Origin of the sequence: Allorhizobium borbori, assembly GCF_014196535.1 — a bacterium.
GTDB classification, from domain to species: domain Bacteria; phylum Pseudomonadota; class Alphaproteobacteria; order Rhizobiales; family Rhizobiaceae; genus Ectorhizobium; species Ectorhizobium borbori.
The window spans coordinates 48,539-64,740 of sequence record NZ_JACIDU010000001.1 but is presented as its reverse complement, the minus strand read 5'-3'; the positions used below and the strand labels follow the sequence as shown (position 1 = coordinate 64,740).

15 protein-coding genes, 1 tRNA gene, 1 pseudogene and 1 riboswitch are annotated in these 16,202 nt (G+C 62.3%); of the genes and pseudogenes, 11 read left to right on the top strand and 6 right to left on the bottom strand.

Features of this window, described 5'->3' with window-relative positions; all coding sequences use genetic code 11:
• Positions 1 to 14 precede the first annotated feature (14 nt).
• From pstB to phoB, 3 genes are read left to right on the top strand one after another with little or no spacing between them, the layout of a single operon-like run.
• On the top strand, positions 15 to 830 hold the full coding sequence (gene pstB / locus GGQ66_RS00295) for a phosphate ABC transporter ATP-binding protein PstB (protein WP_183788240.1): 816 nt from the start codon (positions 15 to 17) through the stop codon (positions 828 to 830).
• Between the two features lie 49 nt (positions 831 to 879).
• A complete protein-coding gene (gene phoU / locus GGQ66_RS00290) occupies positions 880 to 1,593 on the top strand; it encodes a phosphate signaling complex protein PhoU (protein WP_183788238.1) in 714 nt (237 codons plus the stop codon).
• Positions 1,594 to 1,618: 25 nt separating this feature from the next.
• Entirely contained in the window at positions 1,619 to 2,302 is a 684-nt protein-coding gene (gene phoB, locus GGQ66_RS00285; protein ID WP_183788236.1) for a phosphate regulon transcriptional regulator PhoB, read from the top strand.
• A 69-nt stretch (positions 2,303 to 2,371) separates the two neighbouring features.
• On the opposite strand, the gene GGQ66_RS00280 is transcribed toward phoB, so the two are convergent.
• On the bottom strand, positions 2,372 to 2,896 hold the full coding sequence (locus GGQ66_RS00280) for a GcrA family cell cycle regulator (RefSeq protein WP_183788233.1): 525 nt from the start codon (positions 2,894 to 2,896) through the stop codon (positions 2,372 to 2,374).
• 428 nt (positions 2,897 to 3,324) lie between these two features.
• Here GGQ66_RS00280 and GGQ66_RS00275 point away from each other — a divergent pair, with 428 nt between their 5' ends.
• The 3 genes from GGQ66_RS00275 (at position 3,325) to GGQ66_RS00265 (ending at position 6,744) form a co-directional block, all read left to right on the top strand.
• Entirely contained in the window at positions 3,325 to 4,524 is a 1,200-nt protein-coding gene (locus GGQ66_RS00275; protein ID WP_183788231.1) for an aspartate aminotransferase family protein, read from the top strand.
• 91 nt (positions 4,525 to 4,615) lie between these two features.
• Positions 4,616 to 5,533, top strand: a complete 918-nt coding sequence (gene argF, locus GGQ66_RS00270; protein ID WP_183788229.1) for an ornithine carbamoyltransferase — start codon at positions 4,616 to 4,618, stop codon at positions 5,531 to 5,533.
• 224 nt (positions 5,534 to 5,757) lie between these two features.
• A complete protein-coding gene (locus GGQ66_RS00265; protein WP_183788227.1) occupies positions 5,758 to 6,744 on the top strand; it encodes an Hsp33 family molecular chaperone in 987 nt (328 codons plus the stop codon).
• A gap of 65 nt (positions 6,745 to 6,809) precedes the next feature.
• Here GGQ66_RS00265 and mgtA read toward each other — a convergent pair whose 3' ends face one another.
• The 3 genes from mgtA to GGQ66_RS00250 form a co-directional block, all read right to left on the bottom strand.
• On the bottom strand, positions 6,810 to 9,404 hold the full coding sequence (gene mgtA, locus GGQ66_RS00260) for a magnesium-translocating P-type ATPase (protein WP_183788225.1): 2,595 nt from the start codon (positions 9,402 to 9,404) through the stop codon (positions 6,810 to 6,812).
• Positions 9,405 to 9,450: 46 nt separating this feature from the next.
• On the bottom strand, positions 9,451 to 9,843 hold the full coding sequence (gene apaG / locus GGQ66_RS00255; RefSeq protein WP_183788223.1) for a Co2+/Mg2+ efflux facilitator ApaG/CorD: 393 nt from the start codon (positions 9,841 to 9,843) through the stop codon (positions 9,451 to 9,453).
• 145 nt (positions 9,844 to 9,988) lie between these two features.
• On the bottom strand, positions 9,989 to 11,173 hold the full coding sequence (locus tag GGQ66_RS00250) for an O-succinylhomoserine sulfhydrylase (RefSeq protein WP_183788221.1): 1,185 nt from the start codon (positions 11,171 to 11,173) through the stop codon (positions 9,989 to 9,991).
• Positions 11,174 to 11,218: 45 nt separating this feature from the next.
• A riboswitch (SAM riboswitch) is annotated at positions 11,219 to 11,297 on the bottom strand.
• A gap of 76 nt (positions 11,298 to 11,373) precedes the next feature.
• On the opposite strand from GGQ66_RS00250, the gene GGQ66_RS00245 reads away from it, so the two are divergent.
• The 3 genes from GGQ66_RS00245 to GGQ66_RS22965 all read left to right on the top strand — a co-directional run bounded on the left by GGQ66_RS00245 (position 11,374) and on the right by GGQ66_RS22965 (position 12,945).
• On the top strand, positions 11,374 to 12,471 hold the full coding sequence (locus tag GGQ66_RS00245; RefSeq protein WP_183788219.1) for a 2'-deoxycytidine 5'-triphosphate deaminase: 1,098 nt from the start codon (positions 11,374 to 11,376) through the stop codon (positions 12,469 to 12,471).
• Positions 12,472 to 12,536: 65 nt separating this feature from the next.
• Positions 12,537 to 12,610: transfer RNA gene (locus GGQ66_RS00240), tRNA-Gly, on the top strand.
• A gap of 134 nt (positions 12,611 to 12,744) precedes the next feature.
• Complete coding sequence (locus GGQ66_RS22965) at positions 12,745 to 12,945, top strand: hypothetical protein (RefSeq protein WP_237358746.1); 201 nt, start codon at positions 12,745 to 12,747, stop codon at positions 12,943 to 12,945.
• Between the two features lie 39 nt (positions 12,946 to 12,984).
• Here GGQ66_RS22965 and GGQ66_RS22960 read toward each other — a convergent pair.
• A pseudogene (locus tag GGQ66_RS22960) lies at positions 12,985 to 13,779 on the bottom strand (glycosyltransferase); the annotation flags it as partial.
• A 198-nt stretch (positions 13,780 to 13,977) separates the two neighbouring features.
• Here GGQ66_RS22960 and GGQ66_RS22955 point away from each other — a divergent pair.
• Entirely contained in the window at positions 13,978 to 14,436 is a 459-nt protein-coding gene (locus GGQ66_RS22955) for a hypothetical protein (RefSeq protein ID WP_237358745.1), read from the top strand.
• A gap of 159 nt (positions 14,437 to 14,595) precedes the next feature.
• Positions 14,596 to 15,477, top strand: a complete 882-nt coding sequence (locus tag GGQ66_RS00230; protein WP_183788217.1) for a transporter substrate-binding domain-containing protein — start codon at positions 14,596 to 14,598, stop codon at positions 15,475 to 15,477.
• A gap of 6 nt (positions 15,478 to 15,483) precedes the next feature.
• Here GGQ66_RS00230 and GGQ66_RS00225 read toward each other — a convergent pair whose 3' ends face one another.
• Entirely contained in the window at positions 15,484 to 16,149 is a 666-nt protein-coding gene (locus GGQ66_RS00225; protein WP_183788215.1) for a S24 family peptidase, read from the bottom strand.
• Between the last annotated feature and the right edge of the window lie 53 nt (positions 16,150 to 16,202).

Here is a 16,202-nt window from a genome sequence, read left to right as displayed (position 1 = left end):
AAAGGGAAACCAAAATGAATATGCTGAGCGAAACGGCAGTCGAAAAGGTTCTGGAACGTAAAATGACCAATGCAGCCCTGAAGATGAGCGGCAAGGACGTCTGTGTTTTCTACGGCGAGAAGCAGGCGCTCTACAACGTCAACCTCGATATTCGCGAGAACACCGTCACCGCACTGATCGGCCCCTCGGGCTGCGGCAAGTCGACCTTCCTGCGCACGCTGAACCGCATGAACGACACGATCGACAATTGCCGGGTGACCGGCAGGATCTCGCTCGACCAGGACGACATCTACGATCCCTCGATCGACGTGGTGGAACTGCGCGCCCGGGTCGGCATGGTGTTCCAGAAGCCGAACCCCTTTCCGAAGTCGATCTATGAAAACGTTGCCTATGGCCCGCGCATCCATGGCCTCGCCCGCAACAAGGCCGAGTTCGACGAGATCGTCGAAAGCTCGCTCCAGCGTGCTGGCCTTTGGAACGAGGTGAAGGACCGCCTCAACGAGCCGGGCACCGGCCTCTCTGGTGGTCAGCAGCAGCGTCTGTGCATTGCCCGCGCCGTCGCCGTCAGCCCCGAAGTCATCCTGATGGACGAGCCCTGCTCGGCGCTCGATCCGATCGCCACCGCCCGCGTCGAGGAGCTGATCCACGAATTGCGCGCCAACTTCACCATCGTCATCGTCACGCACTCCATGCAGCAGGCCGCCCGCGTGTCGCAGCGCACGGCCATGTTCCACATGGGTCTTCTGGTTGAAGAGAACGACACCGACAAGATGTTCACCAACCCGGACGATCAGCGCACGCAGGACTATATCATGGGTCGCTTCGGCTGACGGCCTGGCCGTCACCCGCTTCCCGCTTTCGAACTTTCAAGGAACTCCCATGGCAACGTCCCATATCGTCTCTGCTTTTGACGAAGAGTTGAAGTTTCTCACCCGCCGCATCTCCGAGATGGGTGGCCTTGCCGAGCAGATGGCCGGCGACTCCGTCCGTGCCCTCATCAGCGCCGATACGGCGCTGGCTCAGAAGGTCATTTCCGATGACGTGATCCTCGACGCCGCCGAACGCGAAATTGGTGAGAAGGCCATCGTTACCATCGCCAAGCGCCAGCCCATGGCGTCCGACCTGCGCGAGATCATGGGTGCGATCCGCATCGCCGGCGATCTCGAGCGCGTCGGCGACCTCGGCAAGAACACCGCCAAGCGCGTGGTGGCCGTGCGGGACACCGGCGTGCCGCGTTCGCTCGCCCGCGGCCTCGAACATCTCTGCGAACTGGCAATGAACCAGCTCACCGACGTGCTCGACGTCTATGCGACGCGTTCCGTCGAGAAGGCCAACGCGATCCGTGAACGTGACGACGAGATCGACAGCGTCTACACCTCGCTGTTCCGCGAACTGCTGACCTACATGATGGAAGATCCGCGCACGATCACCACCTGCACGCATCTTCTGTTCTGCGCCAAGAACATCGAGCGGATCGGCGATCACGCCACCAACATCGCCGAAACGATCTTCTACATCGCGACCGGTGCGCAGCCTGAAGGCGAACGCCCGAAAGAAGACCTGTCGACCTCGGTCGGCGCGACCGGCAAGTAAGCCCGGACGGATTGGAGACCAAGGTATGCAGCCGAGAATTACGGTTGTCGAAGACGAAGAAGCGCTGAGCGTGCTTCTTCGCTACAATCTGGAGTCGGAAGGGTATGAGGTGGAAACCGTCATGCGTGGCGACGAGGCGGAAATCCGTCTCCAGGAACGTGTGCCGGATCTTCTGATCCTCGACTGGATGTTGCCCGGCGTCTCCGGCATCGAACTATGCCGGCGCCTGCGGGCCCGCGCCGAAACCGAGCGCCTGCCGATCATCATGCTGACGGCGCGCGGTGAGGAAAGCGAACGTGTCCGGGGCCTGAGCGTCGGCGCCGACGATTACGTCGTGAAGCCTTTTTCGACACCGGAACTCATGGCCCGCGTCAAGGCCATGCTGCGCCGGGTGAAGCCGGAAACGATCTCCACCGTCCTGCGTTGCGGCGATATCGAACTTGACCGCGAAACCCATCGCGTCCATCGCAAGACCCGCGAAGTGCGGCTCGGGCCGACGGAGTTCCGCCTGCTGGAATTCCTCATGGCCTCGCCCGGTCGCGTTTTCTCGCGTTCGCAGCTTCTGGACGGCGTCTGGGGCCACGATATCTATGTCGATGAACGTACCGTCGATGTTCATGTCGGTCGCCTGCGCAAGGCGCTGAACTTTGCCAATCTTCAGGATGTCATCCGCACCGTGCGTGGCGCGGGCTATTCCATGGAGGCCTGATCGGCAATCTCCTCGGGAAACGAAAAACGGGCCGAAAGGCCCGTTTTGCATATGTTGGATGATGTGCGATCAGCGCGCCTTGCGGCGCTCGTTGACCGGCTGGTAGGCCATCTTGCGATGGAAATTGCAGTAGGGCGATGCCTCGTTGGAATCGCAACCGCAGAAATGGAAGTCTTCCTTCAGCGGGTCGCCGACCGGCCACTTGCAGGTGCGCTCGGTCAGTTCCGTCAGGGTCAGGCGACGGGAAATCGGCACCACGACGTTTCTGGACGGCGCGTACGCCACTTCCGTTGCCGTATCGATCTCGATCTCTTCCTTGAGCAGGGTGGCGCCAGCCTGGCGGGTCACCGTGCGGGTCGTCACGCGCGAGGCGTAGTTCGGCGCGCGCGGTGCCGAGGTCTGGCGCTTGGCGGGGCGGGTTGCCGCACTCGTGCCGCCGCCGGCCTTGGCGCGGCCCGGCAGGCTGAGCCGGTGTACTTTGCCAATCACGGCATTGCGGCTGACGCCGCCAAGCTGGGCCGCGATCTGGCTTGCGCTCAGGCCCTCGGACCAGAGTCTCTTCAGCTTCTCGACTCGTTCATCTGTCCAGTTCATGCCGCCTCTCCGCATTTGGCGCTGTCGCGACAGAATCCATCACCGCTGCCGCGGACGGGCCGCGACATCCTCGTGTCTATGACTTTCGGTGAATGATCCGCCGCATGCAGTCAATTCATTAAATATTAACCTAGTGTGAGCCTGACTCGCTGACAAGAGTCCCCGGAATCAGCGGGAATCGATTTTGCAGTTTTCCCCAACTTGGTAGCGGTGTGTGACATTTCCGTCGTATGGGTTGCGGGGTCGGTTGCGGGTGCCAAACCGCTTGCAGAACCTTTAAACGCCCGGAAATGCACCCTTTTGTTGACAGGTTCCGACGAAAGGGGAATAGTGAGGCCGCCGCCCGGTTGGGCGGCATTTTGATTTTTTGGGCTTGGCGGTTCTCCTCCCCGGTAGGAACCGCGAAAACATTACGGAGATCGCGCGTCATGGCCACGGCCGCCTCGCTTTATGAGACCTATAACAGAGCCCCGCTTCGGTTCGAGCGCGGCGAAGGCGTCTGGCTCATCACGGAAAACGGCGAGCGATATCTCGATTTCGCGGCTGGGATAGCGGTGAATTCGCTGGGGCACGCCCACCCGCATCTCGTCGAGGCGCTCAAGGCGCAGGCCGACAAGGTCTGGCACCTCTCGAACCTTTACGAGATTCCGGGCCAGGAAGAACTGTCAAAGCGGCTGACGGAGGCGACCTTCGCCGATCGCGTCTTCTTTACCAATTCCGGTGCGGAAGCGCTGGAATGCGCCATTAAGACCGCGCGTCGCTACCAGTATTCCAAGGGCCATCCCGAGCGGTTCCACATCATCACCTTCGAAGGTGCTTTCCACGGGCGCACGCTGGCAACGATCGCAGCCGGCGGTCAGGAGAAATACCTTGAAGGCTTTGGTCCGAAGGCACCCGGCTTCGATCAGGTGCCCTTCGGTGATGTGGACGCATTGAACGCGGCGATCACCGACGCGACGGCGGCCATTCTCATCGAGCCTGTGCAGGGCGAGGGCGGTCTGCGCCCCGCCTCCAAGGAGTTCATGAAGAAGCTGCGCGAAATCTGCGACGAGAAGGGCCTGCTGCTCATTCTCGACGAGGTTCAGTCCGGCGTCGGGCGCACCGGCAAGTTCTTTGCTTACGAACTGGCCGGTATCAAGCCGGATATCATGGCCATTGCCAAGGGCATCGGCGGAGGCTTCCCGCTTGGCGCCTGCCTTGCCACGGAAGAGGCCGCTTCCGGCATGAAACCCGGCACGCACGGCACCACCTATGGCGGTAATCCGATGGCGATGGCCGTGGGCAATGCTGTTCTCGATGTCATTCTCGGCGAAGGCTTTCTGCAGCATGTCAACGATGTGGCGCTGGTCTTCCGTCAGGGGCTGGAAAGCCTCAAGGATCGCTTCCCGGATGTGATCGAGGGCATTCGCGGCGAAGGCCTGATGCTCGGCATCAAGACCCGCGTGCCGAACGTCGATTTCGTCGGCGTTGCCCGTGACGAACACCTGCTGACCGTGCCGGCCGGCGACAATGTCGTTCGCATCCTGCCGCCGCTGACCGTATCGGCGGAAGAGGTGCGCGACGGGCTGGCCCGTATCGAAAAGGTGGCCGAAAAGCTCACCGAGCTGAAACTGAAGAAAAGCGCCTGAGCCACAGGGCTTGAAGGCGCGTCCTGCAAGGGTGAACGTTCTAGAGCCGCCGCATGATCTGCGGCGACTTCCATTCAAGGGGTGAAATGGAATGGCTGTACCGAAACACTTTCTCGATCTTTCCGCGATGTCTTCCGGTGATCTGCGCACGATCATCGATGATGCGCGCCAGCGAAAGACGGCGTTGAAGGAAGGGCGTGCCGACAAGCCGCTGGCCGGCAAGGTTCTGGCCATGATTTTCGAGAAGCCTTCCACCCGTACCCGTGTGTCCTTCGATGTCGGCATGCGCCAGCTCGGCGGCGAGACCATCTTCCTCTCCGGCACGGAGATGCAGCTCGGCCGCGCCGAAACCATTGCCGATACCGCGCGCGTTCTGTCGCGCTATGTCGATGCGATCATGATCCGCACGACCCAGCATTCGCGTCTGGTCGAACTGGCGGAATATGCCACCGTTCCGGTCATCAACGGGCTGACCGACGATACGCATCCCTGTCAGATCATGGCCGATATCCTCACCTTCGAAGAACATCGCGGCAACATCGCCGGCAAGACGCTGGCCTGGACCGGCGACGGCAACAATGTGCTGCATTCGCTGGTCGAAGGTTCGGCCCGCTTTGGCTATCGCATGAACATGGCCGTGCCGCTGGGTTCCGAGCCGGACACGCGGTTCCTGAACTGGGCGCGCAACAATGGCGGCCAAGTCATGCTGTGCCATGAGGCTGAAAAGGCCGTCGAGGGCGCCGATTGCGTCATCACCGATACCTGGGTTTCCATGAACCAGGAACACAAGGCCCGCGGCCACAATGTATTCCAGCCGTTCCAGGTCAATGGCGACCTGATGAAGCGTGCCAATCAGGACGCGCTGTTCATGCACTGCCTGCCGGCCCATCGCGGCGAGGAAGTGACCGACGAGGTGATCGACGGTCCGCAGTCCGTGGTGTTCGACGAGGCGGAAAACCGTCTCCATGCGCAGAAGTCGGTTCTGGCCTGGTGCCTCGGCGCGATCTGACGCGCCTTGACCGTCAACGGGCTTGACCTTTTCGGGTGAAGCCCCCATCTGTCCGGCAACGAAAGACGCGGCGGTTCTCGCCGCGCGGAACGGCGTTGCAAGCGGACAGATGCCGGTCGATATTTCACCCATTCGCAGGGGCGCACAGGGCTTTTCGGGCTTGTCAACACCCTTGCCGTGCCGCCAGTACGGCCGCGCCTGCGCGGGCCGCAAGGAGAACTGCGATGACCGATGATGCCATGCGGCTTGAAGATCTGGCCCTTGCCGGCGACGATCGTGTCGTGCCCTTTCAGGTGGAAGGTCTCGACGTGCGCGGTCGCGCCGTGCAGATCGGCCCGATGCTGGACGCCATTCTGGGCCGGCACGATTATCCCGCACCTGTTGCCCGGCTTCTCGCCGAAGCCATCGTGTTGACGGCACTGATCGGAACCTCGCTGAAGTTCGAGGGCAAGTTCACGGTGCAGACCCGCAGCGATGGCCCGGTCGATCTTCTCGTCGCCGATTTCACCTCGCCGGATCGCATCCGTGCCTATGCCCGCTTCGATGACGTGCGGCTGGCCGAGGCGGTCGCCGCCGGCAGGACCACGCCGCCCGAACTGCTTGGCGCGGGCGTGCTGGCGCTGACCATCGATCAGGGCTCCTTCATGCAGCCCTATCAGGGCATCGTGCCGCTCGACGGTTCATCGCTGGAAGAAATCGCCGGCACCTATTTCCGCCAGTCGGAGCAGATCCCGACGCGGGTGCGGCTTGGTGTGGCCGAATTCTTCGGTCGTGATGCCGATGGCAAGCCGCATCGTGGCTGGCGGGCCGGTGGCATTATCGCGCAGTTCCTGCCGGATGCGCCGGAACGGATGCGCCAGCCCGATCTTCATGGCGGCGAAGGCTATGACGAACACGCCCACAGCGAGGACGATAGCTGGACGGAAGCCCGCATGCTGGTGGAAACCGCCGATATGGACGAACTGACCGATCCGCAGATCGGTGCCGAACGTCTGCTTTATCGTCTGTTCCACGAACGCGGCGTGCGCATCTATCCCTCACAGCCCGTGCTCGACCGCTGCACCTGTGCCCGCGACAAGCTGCTCGGCGTGCTCAAGGGCTTTTCGCGGCAGGATATCGAGGACAGCATCGAGGATGGCGCCATTTCCGTCTCCTGCGAGTTCTGCTCCACGACCTATCGGTACCAGGCCGAGGAAGTGCTTTCGGCGTAAGCCCTTTGGTCTGAAATCCGTTGGAACTGTCCGCACCTCTGGCCGAAAGGTCGGAGGTGTTTGCGTTACAGCCGGATCAGCGGCTTATGCCGCCCCTTGCGCTTCGGTGGCTTGTCGTAATGGGCAAAAAGCACCCGCTTGGTGGTTTCCGACACTGCGAGATAAACGAGCGTGATGCCCGTCAGCCCGGCCAGCACGGAAAGCGGTAGTGGCGTGAAGCCGAGATCGGCGGCGAGCGGCGTGTAGGGCAGGGCGATGGCGATGAGACCAACGGCGATGCTCAGCGTGATCAGCAGGCTCGCCGGGCGGCTTTGCCAGAAGTGTTTGCGGGTGCGCACCACATAGACGATGAAGAGCTGCGTCAGCACGGATTCCACGAACCAGCCGGTGCGGAACAGTGTCTCGTCCGCCTGAATGACGTAGAGCAGGAAGCCGAAGGTCACGAAATCGAAGAACGAACTGACCAGCCCGAAGCTGATCATGAAGCGACGGATATGGGCGATGTCCCATTGCTTCGGCTTCTGGACGTCCTCCGCATCCGTGTTGTCGCGGGCAATGGCCAGTGAGGGGAAATCCGACAGGAAGTTGTTGAGCAGGATCTGCTTGGCCAGAAGCGGCAGGAACGGTAGATAGAGCGAGGCAAAGGCCATGCTGATCATGTTGCCGAAATTGGCGCTGGTGGTGATCTGCACGTATTTCATCGTATTCGTGAAGGTCCGCCGCCCGTCGTCCACGCCCGAAAGCAGAATGCCCAGATCGCGTTTCATCAGCAGGATATCGGCAGCCTCGCGCGCCACGTCCACGGCGCTGTCAACGGAAATGCCGGTATCGGCGGCGTGCAGCGCCGGCGCATCGTTGATGCCGTCGCCGAGATAGCCGACCGTGTGGCCGTGCCGCTTCAGTGCCCGGATGATCCGCTCCTTCTGGTTCGGGTCGATTTCCGCAAAAAGCGTGGTCGTGGATGCCGCGCCGAACAGGGCTTCGTCGGTCATCCGGTCGAGGTCTTCGCCGGTCAGGAGACCGGTGACCTTCAATCCAACCTGTTCGGCCAGATGGCGGGCCACATAGCGATTGTCGCCGGAAATGACCTTGAGGGCGATGCCGCGCGCCTGGAAGGCGGCCAGAGCTTCGCTGATACCCGGCTTCGGCGGATCGAGAAAGAGCAGGAAGCCGGCGAAGCTCAAGCCGTTTTCGTCATCACGGCTGTAGCCATCCTTGTTCGGGCGGCGGGCAATGGCGAGGCCGAGAACGCGATAACCCTGATTGCTCCAGTCCCGGAACCGGGTATCGAGAGCTTCGCGACGCGTATCGTCGAGCGGCTGGGGCACGCCACCCTCCAGAACCGTGTCGCAAGTTTCGAGCACATTGGCGACAGCGCCCTTGCATACCGTCAGATCATCGCCCCGCACCTTGTCGCGCACGATGATGGATAGCCGCTTGCGAATGAAATCGTATGGAATTTCATCGACTTTCTCGAAGGCGGAAATGTCGAGCTTGCCGGCGTCGCTGGCGGCGATCGCCTCGTCCAGCGGGTTGGCGATACCGCGTTGCAGACGGGCGTTGAGCCCCGCCCAGAGCATCACGTCCGCCGAAGCCGCCCCGGCCGTATCGAAGGCGGCGTCCAGATGGATCACGCCCTCCGTCAGCGTGCCGGTCTTGTCGGTGCACAGAATGTCCATGCTGCCGAGATTTTCGATGGCGTCCAGCCGACGCACGATCACCCCACCAGCCGCCAGCGTTTTTGCCCCGCGTGCCAGCGTCACGCTGATGATTGCCGGCAGGAGTTCCGGTGTCAGCCCCACGGCCAGCGCCAGCGAGAAAAGCAGTGAATCCGTCAGCGGACGGCCGAACAGCAGGTTGAAGATGAAGACGATGAGCACGATGGCCAGCATCACCTGCGACATCAGATAGCCGAAGCGCTTCATGCCGATGTTGAAGGCGGTCTCGGGCGCGGAGCGCTCCAGAGATTCCGCGATCTTGGCAAACTCGGTCTTGTTACCGGTGGTCACGGCCAGCATGGTGGCCGTGCCGCTGCGCACGGAGGTGCCGGTGCAAACCATGTTGTTGCGCTTGGCGAGCGGCGCATCCGCCGGGCTTGTGCCCGGCCCCTTCACGACTGGAAAGGTCTCACCGGTCATTGCCGCTTCGCTGACATTGAAGTCGCGCGCTTCGATGAGGACCCCGTCGGCGGGAATGAGATTGCCGGCGGCAAGCTGGACGATATCGCCGGGCACGATGGTCTCTGCATCGATGGATTGTTCCCGCCCGTCGCGCACCACGTTCGCCCGTCGCGAAATGCTGGCTCTCAACGCCTGCATGGCCTTGGAGGCCCCGTATTCTTGCGTGAAGCTCAGAACGCAGCTTGCAAGAATGATGAGCGCGATGATGGTCGCTTCCTGAAGTTCGCCAGTGAAGGCGGAAACGATCGCGGCAAAGACGAGGATGAGCACCAGCGGGCTGGCGAACTGGCGCAGGAAAATGACGAGGCCGCTGGCGCTTTGCGCCTTGCCGATGCGGTTAGGCCCCTCGGTCGCGAGCCGGCTTTCGGCCTCGGCTGTGGAAAGGCCCGCCGGGCCGCTGCCAAGCGCCGCGGTCAGTTCATCGGTGGGCTTCGACCAGTAGGGATTGGCGGTGCTGTTTCGGGTTTGGGCCAGAGGCATGGGGACCTCCCTCAAGGGGAAAGAAAGCCGGGCGCGGGAATGCGCCTCAGTTCAGAATGCGGACCAGACCCGGAAGATCGAGAGAGAAGGCGGGAATGTCGGCGTTGAAAATGTCGCCTTCGTCCGTTTCCATGCGGAAATGGCCGAACATCATGCCCGACGGGGTGTCGAGCGGGCATCCGGAGGAATATTCGTAGACGCCGCCGGGCAGAATGCGCGGCTGGTCGCCGATGACGCCGGGGCCGGTCACTTCATCCACCTGCCCGTTCTCGTCGGTGATATGCCAGTAGCGGTGCGTGAGCGTCACGGCATTGTCGGAGTGGTTGGCGATGACGATGCGATAACCCCAGACATAGCGATTGTCTTCCGGATCGGATTGCTCCTCCAGATAAAACGGCTCAACTGAAATTTCGATGTCGCGCGTGCGGGCACGATACATCGGACCACCTTTTCCTTTCCCGGATACAAGGTCCGGGGTTGCGGGATCAACGGCTTGACCCCGCAACATATTCTACAGCTTTGCGGCAAGGTCAAGAAAGCCCTTGCCGAACGGATGCGAAGGGGTGGTGATCCGGAAGCCCGGATCAGCCCTGAACCTTGTCGAGCGCGGCAAGGACGTCCTCGATCAGGTCCTGCGTGTCCTCGATACCGGCGGAGAGGCGCAGCGTGCCGCCGGAAATGCCGAGTTCGGCGCGGGCCTCGTCGGTCAGGTTCTTGTGCGTCGTCGTGGCCGGATGGGTGATCAGGCTGCGGGCATCGCCGAGATTGTTGGAGATCTTGACGATCTTCAGGGCATCCTGAAGCGCGAAGGCCGCTTCCTTGCCGCCCTTCAGTTCCAGCGCCACCAGCGTCGAGCCGCCGGTCATCTGCTTGGCGATGATGTCAGCCTGCGGATGGTCCTTCCGGCCCGGATAGATGACGCGTGCCACCTTCTTGCTGTCGGCCAGCGCATCGGCGATGGCTGCGGCATTGGCGGCCTGCTGGCGAATGCGTAGCGGCAGCGTCTCAAGCCCCTTCAGCAGCACCCAGGCGTTGAACGGCGACATGGCCGGGCCCGTGTGGCGGAAGTAATCCTGAAACTCTTCTTCCATCCACTGCTTGTCGGCGAGAACGACGCCGCCGAGGCAGCGGCCCTGACCATCGATATGCTTCGTGGCGGAATAGACGACGATATCGACACCGAGTTCGAGCGGCTTCTGGAAGAGCGGCGTGGCGAACACGTTGTCGACCACCGTCTTGGCGCCGATCTGCTTGGCAAGTGCGGCCACGCCTGCGATGTCCACCACTTCCAGCGTCGGATTGGTCGGGCTTTCGAGGAAGAACAGCTTGGTGTTCGGGCGGATCGCGCTTTCCCAGTTCTTCAGGTCGCGTCCGTCGATCAGCGTGCATTCGACACCGTAGCGCGGTGCCAGCGTTTCGACCACCCAGCGGCAGGAGCCGAAGAGCGCACGGGCGGCGACGATGTGGTCGCCAGCCTTGACCTGGCAGAGAATGGCGGCTGCAACGGCGGCCATGCCCGAAGCGAGGGCGCGGGCGTCTTCCGCCCCTTCCAGCAGGCACATGCGCTTTTCGAACATGTCGTTCGTCGGGCTGGCGTAGCGGGCATAAATGAAGCCTTCCGTCTCGCCCTTGAAGCGGGCCTCGGCGGCGGCGGAGTTTTCATAGACGAAGCCCTGCGTCAGATAGATCGCTTCGGAGGTTTCGCCATAAGGAGAACGTAGTGTGCCGCCGTGAACGAGTTGAGTTGCGGGGCGCCATGTCTTGGTCATATCGGTTGCCTTCAAAACAAAAACCGGTCGCGAAAAGCAGACCGGTTTGATAGCAACCCGGCCTTTTTAGCTACTTGTTTAACGTGGCTGCAAGCCGACCGGCCAAATCACCACGGAATAGGATGTGCATTACGCCCGCTTGCGCCTTGCGTCAAGCGGCAGAGTTTGCTTCTGTCCCCGGTCAGACAGGGAAAATGACCATGACGGACAAACCGGGAATTCTGGCCGATAGCGCCATCCATGCGCTGTTTGCGACAGGCGCCTTGAAAAGCACGGCACGCCTCGATGCCGATCAGGTGCAACCGGCCAGCCTCGATCTCAGGCTCGGACCGAAAGCCTATCGCGTGCGCGCCAGTTTCATGCCCGGCCCCGGTCATCGGGTGGCCGACAAGCTGGAGCGGCTGAAGCTGCACGAGGTCGATCTTGAAGGCGGCGCGGTTCTCGAAACCGGCTGTGTCTATATCGTGCCGCTGATGGAAAGCCTGGCGCTGCCGGCGGCTCTGTCCGCCTCGGCCAACCCCAAGAGTTCCACGGGCCGGCTCGACATCTTTACGCGCGTCATCACCGATTTCGCCCAGGAATTCGACAAGATCCCGGCGGGTTACACTGGCGGGCTTTATCTCGAAGTGTCGCCGCGCACCTTCCCGATCGTTGTGCGAAAGGGGTCTCGTCTGTCGCAGATCCGTTTCCGCGTCGGTCATGCGCTCCTGTCGGAAGCCGAGCTTCTCGCGCTGCATGAGGCGGAAACGCTCGTCGCAAGCGAGCGCCCGAACGTTTCGGGCGGCGGCATTGCGCTCTCCATCGATCTCAAGGGCGTGGGGCCGGATGGCCTCGTCGGCTATCGCGGCAAGCACCATACGGCGGTCATCGATGTGGACATCAAGGCCGCTCACGATCTCTACGACTTCTGGGAGCCGCTCTACAGCCGCGGTCGCGATGAGTTGATCCTCGATCCCGACGAGTTCTACATTCTCGTCTCCCGCGAGGCGGTGCATGTGCCGCCGCTCTATGCGGCGGAAATGACGCCCTATGACCCGCTCGTCGGCGAATTCCGCGTGCATTATGCCGGCTTCTTCGATCCGGGTTTCGGCCATGCGGGTGCCGGTGGCGCTGGCAGCCGCGCCGTGCTGGAGGTTCGCAGTCACGAGGTTCCCTTCATTCTGGAGCATGGCCAGATCGTCGGTCGCCTGATTTACGAACACATGCAGGAGCCGCCGGCCGCGCTCTATGGCTCGGGCCTTGGTTCCAACTATCAGGCGCAGGGCCTGAAGCTCTCGAAGCATTTCCGCGTATCGTGAGTGCTTGACAGAGCCGGCGAACTGTCAGAAGAGTGCGGCAGTCTTCGCGTCGTGAGACGCGCCGGGCGGGTATGATGTAATGGTAGCCTGTCAGCTTCCCAAGCTGAACGCGCGGGTTCGATTCCCGCTACCCGCTCCAGTTTCCTCTTCCTCCATATCCTGCGCAGCAGGGATATGCGGCGTCTTCGCCCAGAAGAACGGTCGGGCGATGAGATCGGGTAAGGCCCGCCAGGCAGCCAGCGACAGCGCCAGCCAGTAGACAGGCAGGGCCCATTGCCGCCAGCCGATGGCGCGGCGCTCCTGCCGGGTCATGCGTTTCATGCCCATCTGCCGGAAAATCCAGTAGCTGCCGAGAACATTGAAAAGATCGATGGCCAGAAGGGTGTTCTCATTGGTGGTCAGCGGTCGGTCGCCAAGAAGGTCGTGCAGCGCATGAGCCACAAGCAGGATGGCGAGAGGATGGGCCAGCGATGACAGGATCATGCCACCGATGAGGAGATGAAAGGCAAGGCTCGCCTTCACGCCAATCTCGCGGACAAGCCTGAATGGCGAGCGCATTACCACCAGCCAGGTCTGCATCCAGCCCTTGTACCAGCGGGTGCGTTGATTGAGCCAGATGCGGAACCCTGTGGGTGCGTCCTCGACGGTCGGGAGGCTGAGCATCCCGCTTCGATAGCCGAGCCGGTGCAGGCGCAGGCCGAGATCGGCGTCTTCGGTGACGTTGAACGGGTCCCATCCGCCGATGGACCGCAGCACCTCCGTCCTGAAGTGATTGGACGTGCCGCCAAGCGGCAATGGCAGGTTGGAACGTGCCAGCATCGGTAGCAGCGAACGGAACAGGGCGGCATATTCCATTGAGAACAACGCGCTGACGGCGCTTTCCCGGCCATTGGCAATATGAAGGGGAGCCTGCAGGCAGGCCAGTGTCGCCGGCCCGGCGGAAAAGCGTCGGTGGGCCTCGCGCAACTGCCGGGGGTGCGGGCGGTCCTCGGCATCATAGATCACGGTGAAAGCGCCGCGCGCTCCACTTAACGCGTAGGTAAGCGCCTTCGGTTTCGTCACCGGCAGCATGGCCGGTACCTCGACGATCTCGAAAGCAGGGCCAAGCGGCAATGCTTTCAGTGCGGCAATGGTTTGGGTGTCACCGGCCTCACAGACCAGCTTGATATCCAGCCGCGATGAAGGCCAGTCGATCCGTTCGAGTGCTTCGACCAGTTGTCGCACCACGGCGCTTTCACGGTAAAGCGCGACCATGACCGTGTAGACCGGCAAGCCGGTCTCGTCCGGCGTTGCGGGTGGGATGTTCACAGGCTCTGCATTGGGGCCAAGAAGGGCGGCGGCACGGACCAGAAGGGCGGCAAAATAGAAGAACGACAGGAAGGTGTGCAGTGCCTGACCGGTCAAGAGAGGAGCGAGAAGTGCTCCGAAAGTCAGTGCCGTGAGCAGAATGCCGCCATAAAACCCCTGCAGGCCCCAGAGTGTGACCCGTGCCGAAAACTGTGGTGTGTGGTCGAAAAGGCGGGTCACGGCTTCCCGCACGCGCCGGCGCTCGCCCGCTTTCCAGACCGCAGCGCGCAGGGCCTTCCGGCTGGTGGCGGTCAGCGCCGTGCGGGCGTCCGGCAAACCATCGAGCAGGGCGGCGAGTTCGAAGAGCCGCGGCGCCGTCGGGACGACGGCAATGATGGGGGGCCTGCCCGGTGGATGAAGCCTCAACATCTCCGGCCGCAAAAGCTGAATATCGAGGCCAGACGTATCGGAGAGGTGGTTCGATGCAGGTTGCGGCAGGAAGGCAACGCCCAGATAGCGCGCCAAGGCGGCGAAGTAGTCGTTCTCGGTAAATCCGCTGGCGAGGATTTCGTCTTCGACAGTTGCGCCGCTGAGCGCCGCGCGATCCGCCATGCGCGCGATGAGGCCTGTGCCAAAGCCGGCGGCGGAGAGCGCTTCGGCCTCGCGGATCAGGTGTGACGCCACCGCCCCGTGGGATCCGGTGAGGGGGTACCGTTGTTCCGTGGCATGTCGCGATGCTGGTTCGGGAGGATCTGCGGCTTTGCCATGTCGCATGAGTCTGCTACCCTCTCCGCGAAGGTTGTGTGTTGTGACGTTTTTCCCCTGTAGCGGATCATAGTGATGGCATCGTTTTTTGCATCCCTCAAAAACAAGGGGTTGTATTTTTCCGGCATTTTGGTGTGTACGGTTGCGGCTCTTTCAGGGGAAGCTGGTGCCCAGGCAACGGCCCCCATGCAGGGCCTGCCGCTTCTCTTCGATGCGCGCGAGCATCTGCCCTTGCCCGATCTTTCCGCCTATCCGCGTCTTCGCTTCCTGACGACGACCGATTTCCCGCCCTTCAACTTTACCGATCAGAACGGACGTCTGACAGGCTTCCATATCGATCTCGTGCGCGAGATATGTGCGGTCCTCTCGATCGAGGATCGCTGTCAGATCCAGGCGGTGCCTTTCGGTGAACTGGAAACGGCGCTTGGAACAGGTCAGGGAGATGCGGTGATCGCCGGGGTTGCCGTGACCGCAGCGAAACGTGAACAGTTCCAGTTTTCGCGGCCTTATTTGCTGTTGCCGGCCCGGTTCGTGGTTACGAAATCGGCGCTCAAGACGGGGCAGGGTGTTCCCGCACCCGGTTGGCGTGTTGGCGTGGTCGCGGCCACGGCGCATGAGGCGATGGCGAAGGCCTGGTTTCCCGATATGCAAAGACAAGCCTTTGAAACCCCGGAGGCGTTACTTGAGGCGATGAAGACGGGAAAGATCGACGCGGGCTTTGCAGATGCGCTGCGCCTGTCCTTCTGGGTGTCGGGCGCAGGCTCGGGGGCTTGCTGCGCGCTGGCGCCGGGCGCCTATCTCTCCGAACGCTTTCTGGGCGAAGGGCTGGCCGTTATGGTGCGCCGTCAGGACACGACGCTGGCCGCCGCCTTCGATCACGCGCTCGCCGAACTTGCCGGCAGCGGGCGTCTGGAAGAAATCTATTTGCGCTATTTTCCACTGGGGCTGTTTTGATCCCGATTACTGGCTCGCCCAGATGATGCGGGCCACCCATTCCACCTCGCCCGTATCGAAACTGCGGTTCGGGTGTTCCGGGTTGAGCGACACAAGCTCGATTGTCCGGGGCGTCTGGCGGAAAAGAACCTTTGCCATCACCTCGCCCTCGCGGGTTTTCAAAACGACGCGGTCGCCGCGCCGCACTTGCGCGCCGGGCTCGACGATCAGCACGTCACCATCGCGATAAAGCGGCATCATGCTGTCGCCCTGCACCTCCAGTGCATAGCAACCCGTTCGCCGGGCGGGGTCGGCGGGAAAATCCACCACGTCCCAGCCCTGGCCGGCGGGAAATCCGCCATCATCGAAGAAGCCGCCAGCGCCGGCCTGGGCAAAGCCCAGCAGGGGAATGGCGCTGTTCTGCGGTGGAAATGCACCTTGCGGCAGGGCGTCGCGCACGCCGGACGGGGGCAGGCGGCTGAAGAATTCATCGACGCTGGCACCGGTTGCCTCGAGAACCTTTGCAATGGATTCCGTTGACGGCCAGCGCAGGCGGCCATCGGGCCCGAGCCGCTTCGATTTGTTGAAGGCCGTGGGATCAAGACCGGCCTTGCGTGCAAGGCCGGAGGGCGTCAGCTTGTTGTTTTCCGCCAGCGCATCGAGCGCGTCCCAGATCGTTTCATGCGAAAGCATTGCCGCCACTCCCGAAACCCGGCCTCATTCCGGCGCGGTTTGAATGCCCGCGA